Genomic DNA, 15,941 nt, shown 5'->3' with positions numbered 1-15,941 from the left:
GCATTACATTAAAATCGAACGCAAAATGAGCATTATCAATAAACTGGCATCTTCACTCAACAGAAGAGACGAAGTGCCGAATCAGGAACTGGCTAAAGAGATTGTTGCTAACAACGATGCCTCAGCGGTTGCAGAACTGATTGAAAACCTGGCAAACAAAAACAAGGATATCCAGAGTGACTGCATTAAGGTGCTTTATGAGATAGGAGAGAAGAGTCCGGTCTTAATTGCAGCATATGCTTCGAATTTCATTGCCTTGCTCGACAGTAAGAATAACCGCCTGCAATGGGGTACCATGGCGGCCATTAATACTATTACAGTCTTGAGGCCGGCTGAGGTTTTTGGCGCTTTGGGTAAACTGACTATAGTGGCAGACAAGGGCTCGGTCATTACAAGAGACGGCCTGGTAAGCATACTAACCAAGCTATGCGCTGTTGATACCTATAAGCATGATGCTTTCCAATTACTGAACGAACAACTGCTAAGCTGCCCGTCTAACCAGCTACCCATGTATGCTGAAAATGCACTACCGATTATTGATGAAGACAACAAAGCTGTGTTTATCAAAACCCTGACCGGTAGACTGGGCGATTTTGAGAAAGAAAGCAAACGCGCCAGGGTAGAAAAGGTGCTGAAAAAATTACAAAACAAGAAATAACTACCTGATTTATTATTTTGAATATTTAGTATATTTAAAATAAATAATATTTTCAGAATAAAATGAAATTAATTAAACAGGTATGAAAAACGCCTTTCTTCCATTGGAAGAAAGGCGTTAATAAACTACTCTTTAGGGACGGTCCGACGAATCGGCTGGGGGTTTTAATCATTCAACCCTGTAGTATTGGCAGGTTTCTCATAATTCCACTCTGTGCGAGGCAGCTTCTTTTGTGTCGGATAAATCTCATCTAAAGTGCTGGCATCGTACACACGGCCGTTTTTGATAACCATTTTAAGCGTGTTCGAATTGCGGATGTTTTCCAGCGGATTTTTATCCATAATCAATAAGTCGGCCAGTTTGCCTTTCTCGATACTGCCCAAATCCTGATCAAGACCCAATGCTTTGGCTCCCAGAATAGTAGCTACACGCAGGGCATCATGGTTTTTCATGCCACCGCTTTGCATCGACCACAATTCCCAGTGGTAACCCAATCCCTGGAACTCACCGTGGCTACCGATACCGGCCAGTGAACCGCTTTCAACCATCGATTTCATCGATTTGGCATGCTTCTGGAACACGTGTTCTTCAGGCAGGAACCAGGTGCTTACACGACGTGTTTTTTCTGCCAGCTCTTCATAAGGCATGAAATGCTGCATCTTCTTGTCGTGGTAAGGGTTCTCGGTTTCGAAATAATAGATCTCAGCAAACGGACCACCATAAGACACCAGAAGTGTAGGGGTAACTGCCATTTGCGAGAATGAAATACTCTTGATAACATCATTATACAACGGATACACCGGAATAGCATGCTCATGACCCGGATACCCGTCCAACAGGTTGGTCATGTTCAGTTTGTAGTTCAGACCACCTTCGGTAGTAGGCATTAATTTCTGGTCTTTAGCGGCCTTGATAATCCATTGGCGTGCCTGACGGTTACCTGTCAGATACATCTTAATGTATTTCGTATCATAATACTTGCTGTATTGTTTCAGGGCATTAATGGCTCCGGTTGAGTCCTTAATGTTATATGCCCAGAAACCAACCCCAGGGCCGGTTGAATAGATTCTCGGCCCTGCAATTTTGCCTGATTCCACCATGTCGCCATAAGTAAATACGTCGGTAGTAGCTGTCTGAGGGTCGCGGGTAGTGGTTACGCCATACGCCAGGTTGGTAGCATAAATCCATACCTGATTCTTCTGTATACCCCATTGCGGCCACATGTGCGAGTGGGTATCAACAAAACCCGGTGTAATGGTTTTGCCTTTCACATCTATTACTTTAGCCTTCCCGGCACCCTTAATGGTTCCGCTCTTGCCTATTTCCTTTATCCGGTTGTTTTCAATCAGTATATCACCGTTTTCTATTACTTCGGTGCCTTTCATGGTAATCACGCGGGCACCTTTCAGAAGCACGGTTCCGGTTGGTATATCACGACTGAAATACAATTTTATCTCTGTTTCCTGTGGTTTGTATTTAGGCTCTTCTTTTTTCGGTGCAGGTTTTTGTGCGGCTGTTTTTACTTTCACGCTGTCGGTTTTAATTTTCACCGTGTCAGTCTTCACAGTTTTCAGCGAATCCGCCTTGCGTTTTTCTTCTGCTTTTTTGGCCACTTTCACGCTATCGTCAAAAGTTCTGGCTCTTTCCAGATCATAAACGATATGATAACGACCCAACGACCAATGCACTCTTTTAGAATCACTCGACCACGACGGGAACTCTCCACCCAATTCGGTCAATTTCTTAGCCGGGAATTGTGCCGAGCCCGCGTCTGCCACCGAGATATTCACAGTTTTACCTGTTTGAGGTACATCCAGCGTATAAATTTCATTATTAATCTGTGCCAATGCCTGCTCTCCATTAGGTGCCATGATAATCTGCGACGCCGGAGACGGACGGTTTACCTCCATAGCCTGAGCGGCTTTTTCAGACAGCATGCAATTGTGAGCGAAGTCTTCGCCTTCAATGCTCATACCGTAGGTGGTAATACCCGTTACTTTTACGTGTATTTTTTCGTCGGTACCATCCCATTTGATAGATTGCACCGCACCGTCTCCCGCACTGAAATAGATGCGGTCGGTAGTTTTGCTCACAAAGTGAGGAGTAGAGCGGTCGCGGGCTTTGTCGATAACTGTGACAGGCCCACCATTGGCATCTATCCAACAGATTTCGTCCTCGGCACTATTCGCTCCCGGGCCAATTGATGACTTAAAAGTTTGCAGACGCGTGCGTATAAACACAATACGGTCGTTTTTAGGAGTCCATGCCGGTTGTGCATATAAAGCAGGGCTTTGTGTCAGCTTCTGCAGATTTGGTGTGCCTTCTGTATTTACTTTATATAAATTGCCGCCTTCGGGTGCCCAGGTAGTAAACACCAGACTTTTGCCGTCGTTCGACCATGCCGGTTGAGCTTCGGTGAAATCGTTGGTAGTTATCAGACGCGGAGTGCCGTTCGGATAATCGGCTATATATAGGCGGTTCAATGCCGTAAAAGCCAGTTTTTTACCATCCGGTGAGGGCACTGCATCACGAATCTGTGAGATAAGCGCATGGCTGCTGTCAGAAACCGGATATTTGAATTCCAACTGCGGAGCCATTTCTATTTCCATATCCACACTGAACGGAATGGCTACAGGCGTCGAACCGTCAACCCCGATTTTGTAAATCTTGCCACCATAAGAAGCGATTACAGCCTTGCTGTCTGGCGTAAACGACATACCCGGTAATACACCCATGGTAGCGATAGACTCCTGATCATCGCGTTGGATAGGGTAGGCCAGCCATTTTTCGTCACCGCTTTCCAGATTTCTGAGTACCAATCCGGTTTTGTCTTCATAACGTGTGCCATATACCAGCCATTTACCATCGCCCGATAGGGTAGGTGTAAAGGCCGAGCCGTATCTTGAGGTAACGGTGGTGCGTTTGGCGTTGTCGCGGTCATACACGCCTATCTGATACTGAGGCATCATGGCGTTGTAGTTCCACGCGCCGTAGCGCTGAGAGAAATAGATATAACGGCCGTCGTGTCCGACAGCGGCGTCAATGGTTTTCAGGTTCACGGGTTGGTCAATCAGCTGCACGCCGCCGCCGCTTTCGTGGTGAACCATCCAGAGTTGCACGTTCATACGGCCTTTTGAGAACACAATGTACTTGCCGTCGGGTGTCCAATCGGCAGAGGTGTAGTTCTGGTCGCGGTCTTTGGTAACCTGTATGGTATCCTTTTTCTCGAAGTCGATGTACCAGACGTTGTCTGAACCGGTACGGTCAGAGATAAACAACAGCTTTTTGCCGTCCGGACTGTAGCGCGGGTGGGTGTCAAATGCCAGACCTTTGGTTACATTGGTGGCTTTGCCCCCTCCAAACGGAATGGTGAATAAATCACCCATGACATCGAAAGCAATGGTTTTGCTATCTGGACTCACATCGACCGACAGCCAGGTGCCTTCGGTAGTAGTGGTTTTCAGTTTACGTGTGGCTTTGAGCGGTAAATCTTTGTAACGTATATACTTGGTAGTGTCTTTGGTTTGTTTGGTGGTGTCGTTCAGCGCATGCAAAAGCCGTGCATACACACGGCCTTTAGAGGCAAAGACACCCGCCACTACACAGCACCCGATGCAGACGCCCATCAGTGCCGACTTTAAAGTAATAGTAGATTTCATGAAGAAGATGTTTTTATGGAAGTGTTTTTTGTAAAAATATTAAAAAATTTGTGACATAGGAGAAATAGTTGATTATTTAAAACCATACATTAAGGCAATGCTTGCTAATAGTCAATTATTTTTTTCAGTATAATAATTTAAAATTTGCTAGAAAAAAGTTTTGAAATTATTAATATTATCAAATTATAACCTATTAATACACCGAACTTAATGTAAAACTATGGAAAGATTAGTTAAACCTGACGGACTTCCAAACAGCAAACTTGTAAATGCCTTAATTTCAAAAGAGAATTCGAAAACAAATAATGAAATTGGTTATTTATTTCACTTAGAAGAAATAAGAAAAATAATATCAAAAGAAGTCTCACAGATAAATTTATTATTTCCGGAATATACGCCCCATGATGAGCAATACCATTTAAAAAGATTATTTTATATAGCCGATGAGTTGTTAGGAGACAGTATTATTGGAAATATGAATGCTACCGAATTATTCTTATTAGCTGTATCTCTTTATGCGCACGATTGGGGAATGGCTGTAAGTATTCAAGAGAAGGAATGTATAATTTCTTTAAAAGGTGAAGAAGTAAATTCGAGTTTTTGTTTATTAGATGATGAAGCAAAAAGACTAAAGTTATTCTGCACCAAAAGAAATATTAATAAAGAAAGTCTCAATGATAACGGTTGGCAAGAATATGTTAGAGAAACACATGCATTTAGAAGTGGGAAACGAATAAAGGCATATTTCAAGACAATCAACTCAGGAATAGCGGATTTCTCATCTAGAATTTGCGAGGGACACTGGTTAGATTTTAATATTTTAGAAGATTTTATTTCTTATCCTACTGATGCATCTATAAATACAGATGTTGTAAATGTTAAGGCACTTGCAATCTATGTAAGATTAATAGATATTCTTGATTTAGGTGAAGATAGAACGCCATATATTTTGTGGAAATTTGTAGGTCCTAGGGATAAGGTGTCTAAACTGGAATGGGAAAAACATAAAGCTTTGCAACCTGTCACTTTTCCAAATTATCAACAATTTAGGTCTATACAAGTGGATGGGAGTACAGATGATCAGAATGTTTACATGGGTATTATGGATTTGAAAAGATATGTAGATCAACAATTTAGACAATGTTTAGATATTATTAATAGAATTAACCACCCATATCATAAATTAAATATATCTCACATAGATTGGCGCATAGCAGCTAGGGGCTTCGAACCTGTAGCTATCCAATTTGAATTTGATAGAAATCGAATGTTTGATATATTAAGTGATGAAATATATCAGGGAAATCCATATGTATTTGTTCGAGAATTAGTTCAAAACTCTGTTGATGCTATATATATGAGAAGAGAAATACTTGAGAGAAAGAAGATGTCTTTTATGCCAGAAATAAAAATCGATGTAGATGAAGACGAAGATTTTTTTATTACTAGCATCTCCGACAATGGAATAGGAATGGATGAATACATTATTAGGAATTATCTATCTGTTGCAGGAAGAAGCTACTATAAAAGTATTGACTTCCAAAAAGAGGGTTTAAAAATGGACCCAATTTCACGATTTGGAATTGGAATGTTAAGTTGTTTTATGCACTCAGACTATATAGAAATTGAAACCTTTAAAGACCCTAATACGACATTTAAACAAGAAAGTTTAAAAATAGCAATTCCTGCCAAAGAAAACTATTTTAGAATTTCCAAAAATACAACATCTTCGGAAATAGGGACAAAATTTAAAGTATATGTATTAAAAAAGAAATTACCAAAAAATAGAGATTCAAATGAAACAATAAGATTTAATATTACTGAGTATTTAAAGGGAATTGCAGGATTCATCGATATTCCAATAATAATAGCAGAGAGAAACATAGAAACTGTAATTCATCATCCTGATTCGAAAGAATTGTTACGTCAAAATGAATTTAAACTTACTTATGAATTTCCTTTGGAAAAGTCTATTCATCCTCAATATTTTGAGATTTTAAGGGAAAACTTTTTGGAAAGGCAAGTTTTTTTTAAAAAGGATTTAAATCTGGCAGAATATAATGGTTGTATAACTTTTTTAGTACCAAAAGACGAAAGTATCGATTTTATTAATGATAGTCGAAGCTGGCCTACAGATGCGATAAAATTAATACACTATAAGAATGAATTGAACGAGACAAAAAGAATTAAATGGGATAGAAAGTGGAGTTCATGGTATTGGAGGCCAGTTAGAGATGAGAATTATTGCTTATTAGATAGATATTATATGGTTTATATGAATGGATTTCTGTTTGAAGATATAGTTCCTCCAAAAATAGGAATTCAAGATATTGAAGAACAAGAATTAAATGATTTTGATGATACTCTTGAAGAGATATTTATTAATCCTCAAATTATTGTAAATATACCAAAGCCTGAAGGACTAAAAATTGACTTAGCTAGAACAAAAATAAATACGAATGAAAAGTGGGATAATTCTATTTGGAGAGCTTTTTTTCAATATTTGAAAAACAATATAATAAGAGAAATATTATCGAAACCTTTAAAAGAAAGATTAATTTCTATCGGTAGATTAGCAACATATTACCACTTAAATGCAAACATAGTATTTGAAAGTCTTTTAGAAAAAGATTCATTTGTTCTACCGTTTATAAATGAAGAAGCTGAGCTTTGTTTTTGCGAAAGTAATAGTGACTTACAAGTAGTTAAACTTTTGCCTGAGGGGTTTAATCGAGAATGTTATAATTTCTTTGAAGGCGGTTATATTGACTATCGTAAATACGAAGGTATATTAACAACATGGCGAGGAAATAAAGCATTACTGAATTTTAGGAATTCCAATTATGGTGTAACAAATGCAGCTTCCGTAACTAATGCTAGTCACTTAATAGTAAATTTTATAAAACGATTTTATACACTTTCATATATAGAATTTGTTACATCTCCTTTAGGAAGTAATTATCCTTTAGCTATAGAAACGTATGGGCTCAAGTCTGTACAATTTGGGGCTAAAAATTATAATGATTTCAACTTAAATAATATAGACTTTGAGGTAGTTAAAATAGATACATTGTTTTGTGAACTATTAACAAACTTTTTGCAAAAGGAATTTAAAAACTTTCCCATATTGACATTCTTTTCCAATCCATATAGCAATAAATTTGGTTATTCTTTTAAGTATTTTAATATTGCTAATCCTGCGGTAAAATCTATTCTAAAACTATGTATTAGTCTGTTTAGGGCAAAAGGTCAGAATAAAGCCCCGAAAGATATTATTGGAAAATTGTATGATATGGTTATTGAATTACCATTTATCAAACGAGATTTTGAAGGTTTAAATTTTAATTTTGAATATTTGAATAGTAAGTTGACTGATTTGTTTTTAGAAGCGATAAAACAAAAAGTAATAGATAATGAAGAAAAGTTTAGGTTTAATTTGTCTGAAATGGACTTTGTAGATAATACAATAGAATATGATAAAGAAAAAAAAGCATTTCTTTCAAGAATTGATTATAAGAAATACTTTAATAGTGATAAAGAATGGGGATTCTTGATTTAAGAAATCCCCACATTATATTATTAAGATAAAAATATTTATCTAATAAGAGTTTTTTAGTAGTTGGTTAAAATAAATAATAAATAGAAGCATCAATATTTTTTATAAGTCTTTAGGATAGGGTAAATTTAATAATAATGATAGAGTGTCATCTACTCACAATAACAAGTATTGATATATCCTCCGGAGGAATTTCTTTAAATTATCATCTGAACTTATCAAAAATCCTCCCACCCCCTTCCCAATCTCAAAAGAATTATTAACTTTGTAAAACAAAGTACTTTTAATGATTGACTCGTGTTTACTTTAAGACCTATATATGGATTGTTGGCGGTTGTTTTCTTCATTATTGAGGTAATGATAGCCGTCTATGTACATGATTCGTTTGTGAGGCCGTTTGTGGGAGACTATCTGGTGGTGTTTCTGGTCTATTGTTTCGTTTTTACTTTCTGGAATACCCATTTCCTAAAGGCGTCGGTAGCGGTATTGCTGTTCTCTTATCTGATTGAGGCTTTGCAATATTTCCATTTCGTGCATCGCATGGGTTGGGAAAAGCACCGCATTGTGGCCGTTGCCCTGGGCAGCAGCTTTTCGTGGTATGATATCGTGGCCTATACGCTCGGTGTCCTGACCATCCTTTGGGTAGAGTATCGGAGAAAAAGTGCGGGGAGATTCCTGCAAAAACAAAGCCTTTAAAATTGAATGAGCATGAATGATTTTGTTGACAAGCACTCGATCGTAAGAAAAATATGGGGCAACTCAGATGTGATTCTGTTCATCTTTGCCGGCTCAGCGGCTGAATTTGCCCTGAACAAAGCGGTAGACTGGCTGTACTTTACCGGAAAGATTCCATCTGACCCCTTGGGGCGGTTATTCTCAACTGTCCGCTACGCGCAGATGATTGTCTTTGCCGATAGAGAAAGCGCGATCAAGACCATTGACCAGATAAGCAGTATTCATCAGGGCGTGGAGCAGAGTCGGGGCGCCCGCATTCCTGACTGGGCGTACAGAGACGTACTGTATATGCTGATTGATTATGCTGTGGTGGCATACGAGTTGCTCGAAAGAAAGCTGAGTCAGGAAGAAAAAGAAGAGGTTTTCAATGTTTTTTCGGAGGTGGGCTTACGGATGGGCCTGAAAGACCTGCCGGACGATTATGCCAACTGGCAACATTCACGCGAGGCGCATCTGCAGGCAGACTTACTGAACGGGCATTATACGGCAGACTTGTTTCAGCAATACAAAAAACATCTGGGTGCTACGCGTTACCGTATTTTACTGGAGTGCCAGAAACTGGTGGTTCCGGCAAGGGTGTCTGAGCTGTTGAAATTCGGTAGTTCAATGAAGGGTAAAATTATGCTGAATCTTTATTTATTGAGCCGTAAACTCAAAGCCGATGGGCTGGTAAAGAATATTCTTCTTCCGGCTGAATACAGCGAGCAGATAAATGACTTAAATTATGGTCAATTAGCAAAGACCAAACAAAAAACGGGTATTAACAATCATGCTAGACCTTATCACGCAAATAAAAAACTGCAGGGCATGTGAGCAGCATCTGGTGGCTGGGGTGAATCCAGTAGTAGCAGCAAGCGCAGAGAGCAGAATTGTGATAGTAGGGCAGGCACCGGGCAGAATTGTGCATAACACAAGCATACCGTGGGATGATAAGAGTGGGGATAACCTGAGCAAATGGCTGGGCGTGGACAAGGATACTTTCTATGATACCTCCCTCTTTGCGGTGATACCGATGGGCTTTTGCTATCCCGGCACCGGTAAAAGCGGAGATTTACCTCCGCGACCGGAATGTGCTCCTTTATGGCATCAGGCTTTGCTCAGGCAAATGCCAAATGTAGAACTCATGCTACTGGTAGGGCAATATGCACAGAATCATTACTTAGGGGCATCGACACAAAATACCCTCACTGAAACTGTAAGACACTATCAGGAGTATCTGCCGAAATACTTCCCATTGCCTCACCCGTCTCCGAGAAACAATATCTGGCAGGCAAAGAATGAATGGTTTGCTAGAGAGGTACTGCCGGAGTTGAAAAATGTGGTGCTGGGTGTGTTAGCCAAGTAAGGCTAACAAGTCAGGCCTTTTCTTTCCGCACAATTACCCACAACAAATAGGTAGTAAGGAGTGTCAATGGCGTGAAAACATATTTCTCAAATGAGGCTTTAGCCATTAGGTTGCCAATGGTATTGAATGCAAAAAGAAACAGGAAGAACCACAGGATGGTGTTAATCAGCCTGTCGGGGATATTATTCTTAACATACTGGGCTTTCAGCAATAAGACACCGATAAACAACAGATTGACTGCCAAAGACACTGCCTCAAAGACATACATTTCTTCTTTGGTATTGATTTTCCCTGCCCAAACTATATCGTAAGGAATCACACCGGAAATAACAGCCACATGAAACGCAATAACCACCGGAAACAGTGTGAGCAAGATGCGTAAGGCGACAGTTTTAGTTGTTTTCATAGTTTTCGTTCAATAGTTTATGCAATTTAACGATTCCGGTAGTATTTGTCTACTAATTACTCAGGCGATAGTAGGGTAGGTATAATGCAGGTTCAAAGCCCAGTTTTTGTGCCAGTTTGTAAGAGCCCGTGTTTTCCAGTCGGCAGGCCCATATAGGCTCCAATTGATGCGCTATGCAATAATCGATTAGAGCTGCACATACTTTTTGAGCTAAACCCTTGTTTCTAAATTGAGGGACGGTCTCAATGCCCAATTCCAGTTTATCTGCATACACAAATGAAGAAAAGGCGGTAGCTGCCAGTTGACCCTCATAATACAAACAATAGCCGACACCGTGTTGCTGAAAATCTTCGGCAGAATCCCAGAAGTATCGCGGTACCACACTGCCAGTCATCTGCTCGTACACTTCCTCATTGTTCTGAATAATTTCAATTTTCGGGTCATGGGCTGGCTGTAGCGTTTGGAAGTACTTCTCCTTATCAAACTTGAAATTGACTCTGGTATTTAATTCAATTACACCCCGGGTAAGCTGATTTTTATTGTCTTCTGCATTGATGAGCGTATCCTGAAACAGGTCTTTTAATACGGTTTCCCATCCGGCGGGGTAAATCTGCATCCACTCATGGCTGTTTCTTTGGCCGTCGGCATTTAAGGCATATTCCTTAAAGGCTGCGTTGAAAGACTGATTGGTGGACTCTCCCAATAAAAGTGACATTCCATATGAATGGACAATGTAAAACGTCTTAGGGTCATCTGCTGCATCAGCATATACCCTGCCACTTACACGCTGGTCGATAACTGCTCGTGCAAACAGGTTATTGAATGGTACCTTGCCTAATAAGGCACCTGCTTTAGGATAATGATGGGGTTCCAGAAGTATCATGCTATAAAAATAGCAGATAGCGTTGGTTAGCAAATAAGTAATTTTCGGAATCTGCCCTGATTGCGCAGGAAAGATTCCGAAAGGCGGATTACTTCAATTGATACTGCGTGTTTTCTCCCGATTTCATCATTCTTTCATAGGGGTCTAAGGTCATACTGACAGGTTTTTGCACATGCGTAACGCTGATATATGCCTTATTATGACTGACCGGAAAACGCATCATCTGCTCCTGCCCATCCTGTACATAAAAACCGATTTCGATAATACCGTTAAAGTCAACAGGGGTTTGTTTGCCTTTGCCGTCTTCCTGATATTTGCTCACATTTACCTCAAAACTGGTTTCATATTGATGGCCGACCTTTCGTGTTCGGATAGACGTGGCAGTAGGTTCGTAAATGATGATTCTTTTGAAAAGATCGTCAATTGCAGGATGAACTACAGTATCGGTTATGGCATATAACTCGTTCAGTAAATCACTAGAAACAGGCAGAGTACTACCACCTGCAAACTTCTGGTACAGATTCCGTAAAGCAGTATTTACCTTATCTTCACCTATCAGCTCAGATAGCTGATACATACTGACCAGACCTTTATAATAGGTCAAATGCGCATCATCAGGTCCTGATTTATAGAGCGGGTGTTCATCACTAAAACCGCGATCACTCAGGTACATATTGCGGTACATGCGCACGTTCTCTAAAACCCTTTTACGACCATACATTTTCTTCACCAGCATCAATTCGGTATACATGGCCAGTGTTTCGCTCAGGAACGCTGAGCCTTCGCGGTAGTCGGGTACAAATTGATTGGTGCCCCACCATTCGTGTGAAAGTTCGTGTCCGGCCAGTTCGTTTATTACATCCTGCTGATTATCGCCCTTTACATTGGCATGAAAAACCATGTTTTCGGTCATGAAAACAGTTGCCGGATAGGCCGTAGCTGCAAAACCCCGGGTAAAAGCCGAGATTTCGGCAAAGCGGATGGTTCGGAAGGGGTACTTGCCAAAATTGGCTTCACAATAATCGAGCGTGTTACGGGCATTGGTAATCAAACTTGCAACATTTTCAGCATGCGAAGGATGATAATATACCTCCATGCTGATACCCTTGTGATGGGTCTTTTTAGCTGCATATCGGGCAGATGATACCCCGAAGCGGAATCGTACGGGCACGTCGGTTTTATAGTGAAAATAGTTACGGTTACTCTTTGTCCATTGCCTTATCAACTCTCCTACACCAATGGCTGTCTGGTCGGCAGAGGTTGAAAGTTGCATATCGAGCGTCATCCACTCTGCCGGTTCTACGGGTGTGTCAAGTTTTTTCAAGGGGGTGTTCGCACCTAAATTCCGTTTTTTGCGCTCGGTAATTTCCGTCATTTCATTATCAGACTGATAACCTAATAGTGGAAAATAATTACTGATACGCATAAACGCTCCGTTTTCTACAATGGCATTGAAGGATGTTGGTTTGCTGAATGTATTCTGGGCATAGCTGAATTCAAAATGAGCCGTAATGGTGTCGTTGGGTTGTAAAGGCTGTAGCAGATTAACCCAATAGTGCCCAAATGCCTTATCATCGGTATTGACCTGATGGCTGGCGACTCTCAGGGTTTTCAATGTTATGTCCGTATTAACATAAAACAAAAGCCTGCTTATGGGTTTTGCTGTATTATTGTGCAAAATGTAAGTAGCCGTTACCTCATAGCTGCTGTTTTCAGGATATAAATCTATGGCAGTCTTTACCGCTTTAATAGCAGGCTGAGGCATATCCTGAAACTGACGGAATTTTTTCTCATAGTTTGCCTGCCAATCTAAGGCTATATCGGTATCAGTCAAATCAAGATGATTGTTGGTGTAAATACCTGTACTTGTGGCACCAGCCAATAATATAAGCAGGCTACCCCAAATGACGGGTTCCCGCGTTAATCTATGGCTTTGCAGTAATTGTGTGCTTAGCATCAGAATTAGTATGACAACACAAACACCAAAGAGCATCCGCCAATGAAAAGGGTAGATGCCAGCACCGAAGCCATTCATGGCACTGTATTCGCCACTGAAAGCACTACCGATTCGCAGTAAGGGGTGTTTGATATGTAAAACAGTGCCCATGCTGGTGGTAGTCAATAACACAAAAGCAATTGCCAGCACCAACCCCACATAACGATTTCTGATAGCCTGCTGTAGGACAATAATGATACCTGCACTAAGCGTGAGTGGTAATCCGACAAAATAACCCATACTAATATACGTAAGCCATTCGATGTGTGGATATTGATAGGTTAATTGGAAAACGATTCCGGTGCATACAACACTTAAAAGCAACAAGAGAATGATGCTTATCAGCGACAACCATTTGGCAAACAGTTGAGCTGCCAGATTGATAGGTGTTGTATTTTCTATCAGGTGAAAGTTTGATACCCTGCTGCGCCAGAGCAATTCGTTGCTATAAAACAGAATGACAAGGCTGCACAAAATCGGGAAAGTATCCAGTATGGTGTTGACCATCAGTCCGGTGCTTACATACTGTTCCGGTATCCGCACACCTTGTTCTATTTCACCATACATTTCCATCGAAATAAAGAAAACAATGCCTGCCAGTATCAGCAGAAAGGGTATGCTTTTTATAACGAATGTTAAATCAATTCTGACAATACTTACAATCGACTTTAACTCATAAGCTATATTGAATGGTTGAGGCGTTATGGCTCTGTATGTATATATTTTGCCACTGCTCCGTTTTTTTTCTTTGATCTTTTTATTTTTCTCATCGACCGAGAACCTGAAAAGACGATAGGCGATGAAAAGTATTAAAGCAGAAAACCCCAGATAAAATAGACGGTTAAACAACATGATGCCTGTCAGACCAGTCAGTGTGGTATTGCGTTGCAAAGCCGACCAATGCAGGGTTTGTTGCAAAAAGGCCGACAGACCAAAAGGATCTACCAAAGCCGCTATGCGCATGGACTCTTCGGATGGGGGTAAAGCCCCGGCAATGAGCGGCGAGCCCGAGAAAATAAGTGTTACCTGATAGGCGATGAAAACAAACAGCCCCGCCATGTACACGCTCAATTTATTTCTGGTCAGCAAACCCACACTACAAACCAAAGCTGTGCAGAAAAAAGCGTTGGGAATTATCAGCAGGAAGAAGGGTTGGAGGTAGTAATAAACATGAAAAGGCCCGAATTCGCTTGCGTCAAAGCGAGACATCCGCTGACCTGCCATAAAGCCTGATACAAGCAATAGCATGCAAAAAACGGTTATACCGAAAATAACGAGAAACCTGCTGAAGAAGAAGTTGAATTTTTTGAGCGGTGTTGCATATAAAACCATCGAGAAATGGTGCTCTGACTCGCGAAACAGCACTTGTGCAGCCAGTAAGCTCGTCAGGAAAATACAGAAAAGAGAAAGATACCCCAGAATATAAGTAATAGTAAACGGCGAATTTCTGTAGATGTTTTCGGTAGAAAAAGCAGAAAGTGTAGCGCCTCCGAAAAGCCCGAAACCCAGAAATGCAGCCAGAGTGAGGTATATACCGATTCGTTTAAAAAAGAACAGCAACTCAAATGCCAGCAGATGTTTCAATTGTGTAATCGTTTTCATAGGGCCTGTTTTTGCTGATTCATGATATAAAAATAATAGTCTTCCAGCGTTGGGGTGAGCAGCTCAAAACCACTCTCCGGTTTCTCAGGGGCGTATGCATGAATGCTCAGCTTGCCTTCCGTCAGTTGAGTGGAAATGATATTGAAGTTGGCCTCATATTCGGCTTTGTCCTTTTTGGCAATTGTTTTTTTCCATACCATGCCGTTCAGAGAATTGACAAAGCCGGATGGTTTTCCTTGTGCAATTACGCTGCCCCGATGCATCACGGCCATGTTGGTACAGAGATTTTTAACATCTTCTACCAGATGTGTCGACAGAATGATGATGATATCTTCTCCAATCTCACTCAACAGATTGTTGAAACGATTCCGCTCTTCAGGGTCCAGCCCGGCGGTGGGTTCATCTACAATAATCAGTTGCGGGTTTCCTAGCAGAGCCTGCGCAATGCCAAAGCGCTGGCGCATGCCGCCTGAGAAAGTGTAAACTTCTTTGTTTCGTTGTGCATAGAGATTCACTTTATCCAGCAAGGCCATTACCTGTTCTTTTCGCTCTGCCTTATTGGTCAGGCCTTTGAGCGAAGCCAGATGATTGAGCAGGTCGTAGGCAGATATTTTAGGATAAACGCCGAAATCCTGCGGCAGAAAGCCCAGTTGTCTTTTCACAAATTCGGTATCTCTTACAATGTCGGTACCATTCAGTGTGATGCTGCCGGTGTCAGGCGCTTGTAAGCCCGTAATGGTTTTCATTAAGGATGATTTCCCGGCACCATTCGGTCCCAGCAGTCCGAACATACCATTGCGTATTTCGAGACTTACCCCCTCAATGGCTTTTACACCATTGCTGTAGGTTTTGTTGATGTTTTTAAGTGATAGCTGATTCATAATTTAGGCAATAAAGAGTCAGGCTCCCTTTCAGGAGCTAATGGTAATTGATAGTTTTATTTGAATGATTTGCTTTTGTTGATATGCTTCAAAACGGGCGAGTAAAAATAACAATGAATTGTAACCTTGCTCAGTGCGTCTGATGAAGCAGTTTTAAAATGGTTATTAATTTATCGACACAAATATATAATTAATTATTGTAAAACAATAATTAATTAAA

At 40.7% G+C, this 15,941-nt stretch carries 10 protein-coding genes; 5 read left to right on the top strand and 5 right to left on the bottom strand.

Annotated features, from left to right (window positions below; translation table 11 throughout):
• Nucleotides 1-25 precede the first annotated feature (25 nt).
• Nucleotides 26-658: a hypothetical protein gene (locus AC1RRY_RS12140; protein ID WP_492820454.1), complete on the top strand. Its 633-nt coding sequence runs from the start codon at nucleotides 26-28 to the stop codon at nucleotides 656-658.
• Between the two features lie 164 nt (nucleotides 659-822).
• Here the strand turns inward: AC1RRY_RS12140 and AC1RRY_RS12135 are convergent, their stop codons facing one another.
• The gene (locus AC1RRY_RS12135) at nucleotides 823-4,317 is read right to left on the bottom strand and encodes an amidohydrolase family protein (protein ID WP_492820456.1); all 3,495 of its coding nucleotides are present in this window, start codon (nucleotides 4,315-4,317) and stop codon (nucleotides 823-825) included.
• Between the two features lie 220 nt (nucleotides 4,318-4,537).
• On the opposite strand from AC1RRY_RS12135, the gene AC1RRY_RS12130 reads away from it, so the two are divergent.
• From AC1RRY_RS12130 to AC1RRY_RS12115, 4 genes are all read left to right on the top strand, one after another.
• Nucleotides 4,538-7,876 carry an HD domain-containing protein gene (locus tag AC1RRY_RS12130; RefSeq protein ID WP_492820458.1) on the top strand — a complete coding sequence of 1,113 codons (3,339 nt, stop codon included), beginning with the start codon at nucleotides 4,538-4,540 and terminating at the stop codon, nucleotides 7,874-7,876.
• Between the two features lie 294 nt (nucleotides 7,877-8,170).
• On the top strand, nucleotides 8,171-8,569 hold the full coding sequence (locus AC1RRY_RS12125; protein ID WP_492820460.1) for a ribosomal maturation YjgA family protein: 399 nt from the start codon (nucleotides 8,171-8,173) through the stop codon (nucleotides 8,567-8,569).
• Nucleotides 8,570-8,581: 12 nt separating this feature from the next.
• Nucleotides 8,582-9,421: an oxygenase MpaB family protein gene (locus tag AC1RRY_RS12120; RefSeq protein WP_492820462.1), complete on the top strand. Its 840-nt coding sequence runs from the start codon at nucleotides 8,582-8,584 to the stop codon at nucleotides 9,419-9,421.
• Nucleotides 9,378-9,953, top strand: coding sequence for a uracil-DNA glycosylase family protein (locus AC1RRY_RS12115; RefSeq protein ID WP_492820464.1), 576 nt, complete (start codon nucleotides 9,378-9,380; stop codon nucleotides 9,951-9,953). Before AC1RRY_RS12120 ends, AC1RRY_RS12115 begins: the two co-directional genes overlap by 44 nt.
• Before the next feature lie 10 nt (nucleotides 9,954-9,963).
• Here AC1RRY_RS12115 and AC1RRY_RS12110 read toward each other — a convergent pair whose 3' ends face one another.
• The 4 genes from AC1RRY_RS12110 to AC1RRY_RS12095 form a co-directional block, all read right to left on the bottom strand.
• Nucleotides 9,964-10,359 (bottom strand): hypothetical protein, encoded by a 396-nt coding sequence (locus AC1RRY_RS12110; protein ID WP_492820466.1) that lies wholly within the window; start codon nucleotides 10,357-10,359, stop codon nucleotides 9,964-9,966.
• A 52-nt stretch (nucleotides 10,360-10,411) separates the two neighbouring features.
• Entirely contained in the window at nucleotides 10,412-11,242 is an 831-nt protein-coding gene (locus tag AC1RRY_RS12105; protein WP_492820468.1) for a GNAT family N-acetyltransferase, read from the bottom strand.
• Nucleotides 11,243-11,330: 88 nt separating this feature from the next.
• Entirely contained in the window at nucleotides 11,331-14,840 is a 3,510-nt protein-coding gene (locus AC1RRY_RS12100) for a M1 family aminopeptidase (RefSeq protein ID WP_492820470.1), read from the bottom strand.
• Nucleotides 14,837-15,721 carry an ABC transporter ATP-binding protein gene (locus AC1RRY_RS12095; RefSeq protein WP_492820472.1) on the bottom strand — a complete coding sequence of 295 codons (885 nt, stop codon included), beginning with the start codon at nucleotides 15,719-15,721 and terminating at the stop codon, nucleotides 14,837-14,839. The genes AC1RRY_RS12100 and AC1RRY_RS12095 overlap by 4 nt, the downstream gene beginning before the upstream one ends.
• Between the last annotated feature and the right edge of the window lie 220 nt (nucleotides 15,722-15,941).

The sequence above is a fragment of the Emticicia sp. GW821-FHT11C11 genome, assembly GCF_058808615.1.
Note: the sequence above shows the minus strand (reverse complement) of the source record. Positions and strands in the feature narration are given on the sequence as shown.

Coding starts and splice junctions, on each gene's coding strand:
- AC1RRY_RS12140 (WP_492820454.1), top strand. CDS start 26: ATGAGCATTATCAATAAACTGGCATCTTCACTCAACAGAAGAGACGAA.
- AC1RRY_RS12135 (WP_492820456.1), bottom strand. CDS start 4,317: ATGAAATCTACTATTACTTTAAAGTCGGCACTGATGGGCGTCTGCATC.
- AC1RRY_RS12130 (WP_492820458.1), top strand. CDS start 4,538: ATGGAAAGATTAGTTAAACCTGACGGACTTCCAAACAGCAAACTTGTA.
- AC1RRY_RS12120 (WP_492820462.1), top strand. CDS start 8,582: ATGAATGATTTTGTTGACAAGCACTCGATCGTAAGAAAAATATGGGGC.
- AC1RRY_RS12115 (WP_492820464.1), top strand. CDS start 9,378: ATGCTAGACCTTATCACGCAAATAAAAAACTGCAGGGCATGTGAGCAG.
- AC1RRY_RS12110 (WP_492820466.1), bottom strand. CDS start 10,359: ATGAAAACAACTAAAACTGTCGCCTTACGCATCTTGCTCACACTGTTT.
- AC1RRY_RS12105 (WP_492820468.1), bottom strand. CDS start 11,242: ATGATACTTCTGGAACCCCATCATTATCCTAAAGCAGGTGCCTTATTA.
- AC1RRY_RS12100 (WP_492820470.1), bottom strand. CDS start 14,840: ATGAAAACGATTACACAATTGAAACATCTGCTGGCATTTGAGTTGCTG.
- AC1RRY_RS12095 (WP_492820472.1), bottom strand. CDS start 15,721: ATGAATCAGCTATCACTTAAAAACATCAACAAAACCTACAGCAATGGT.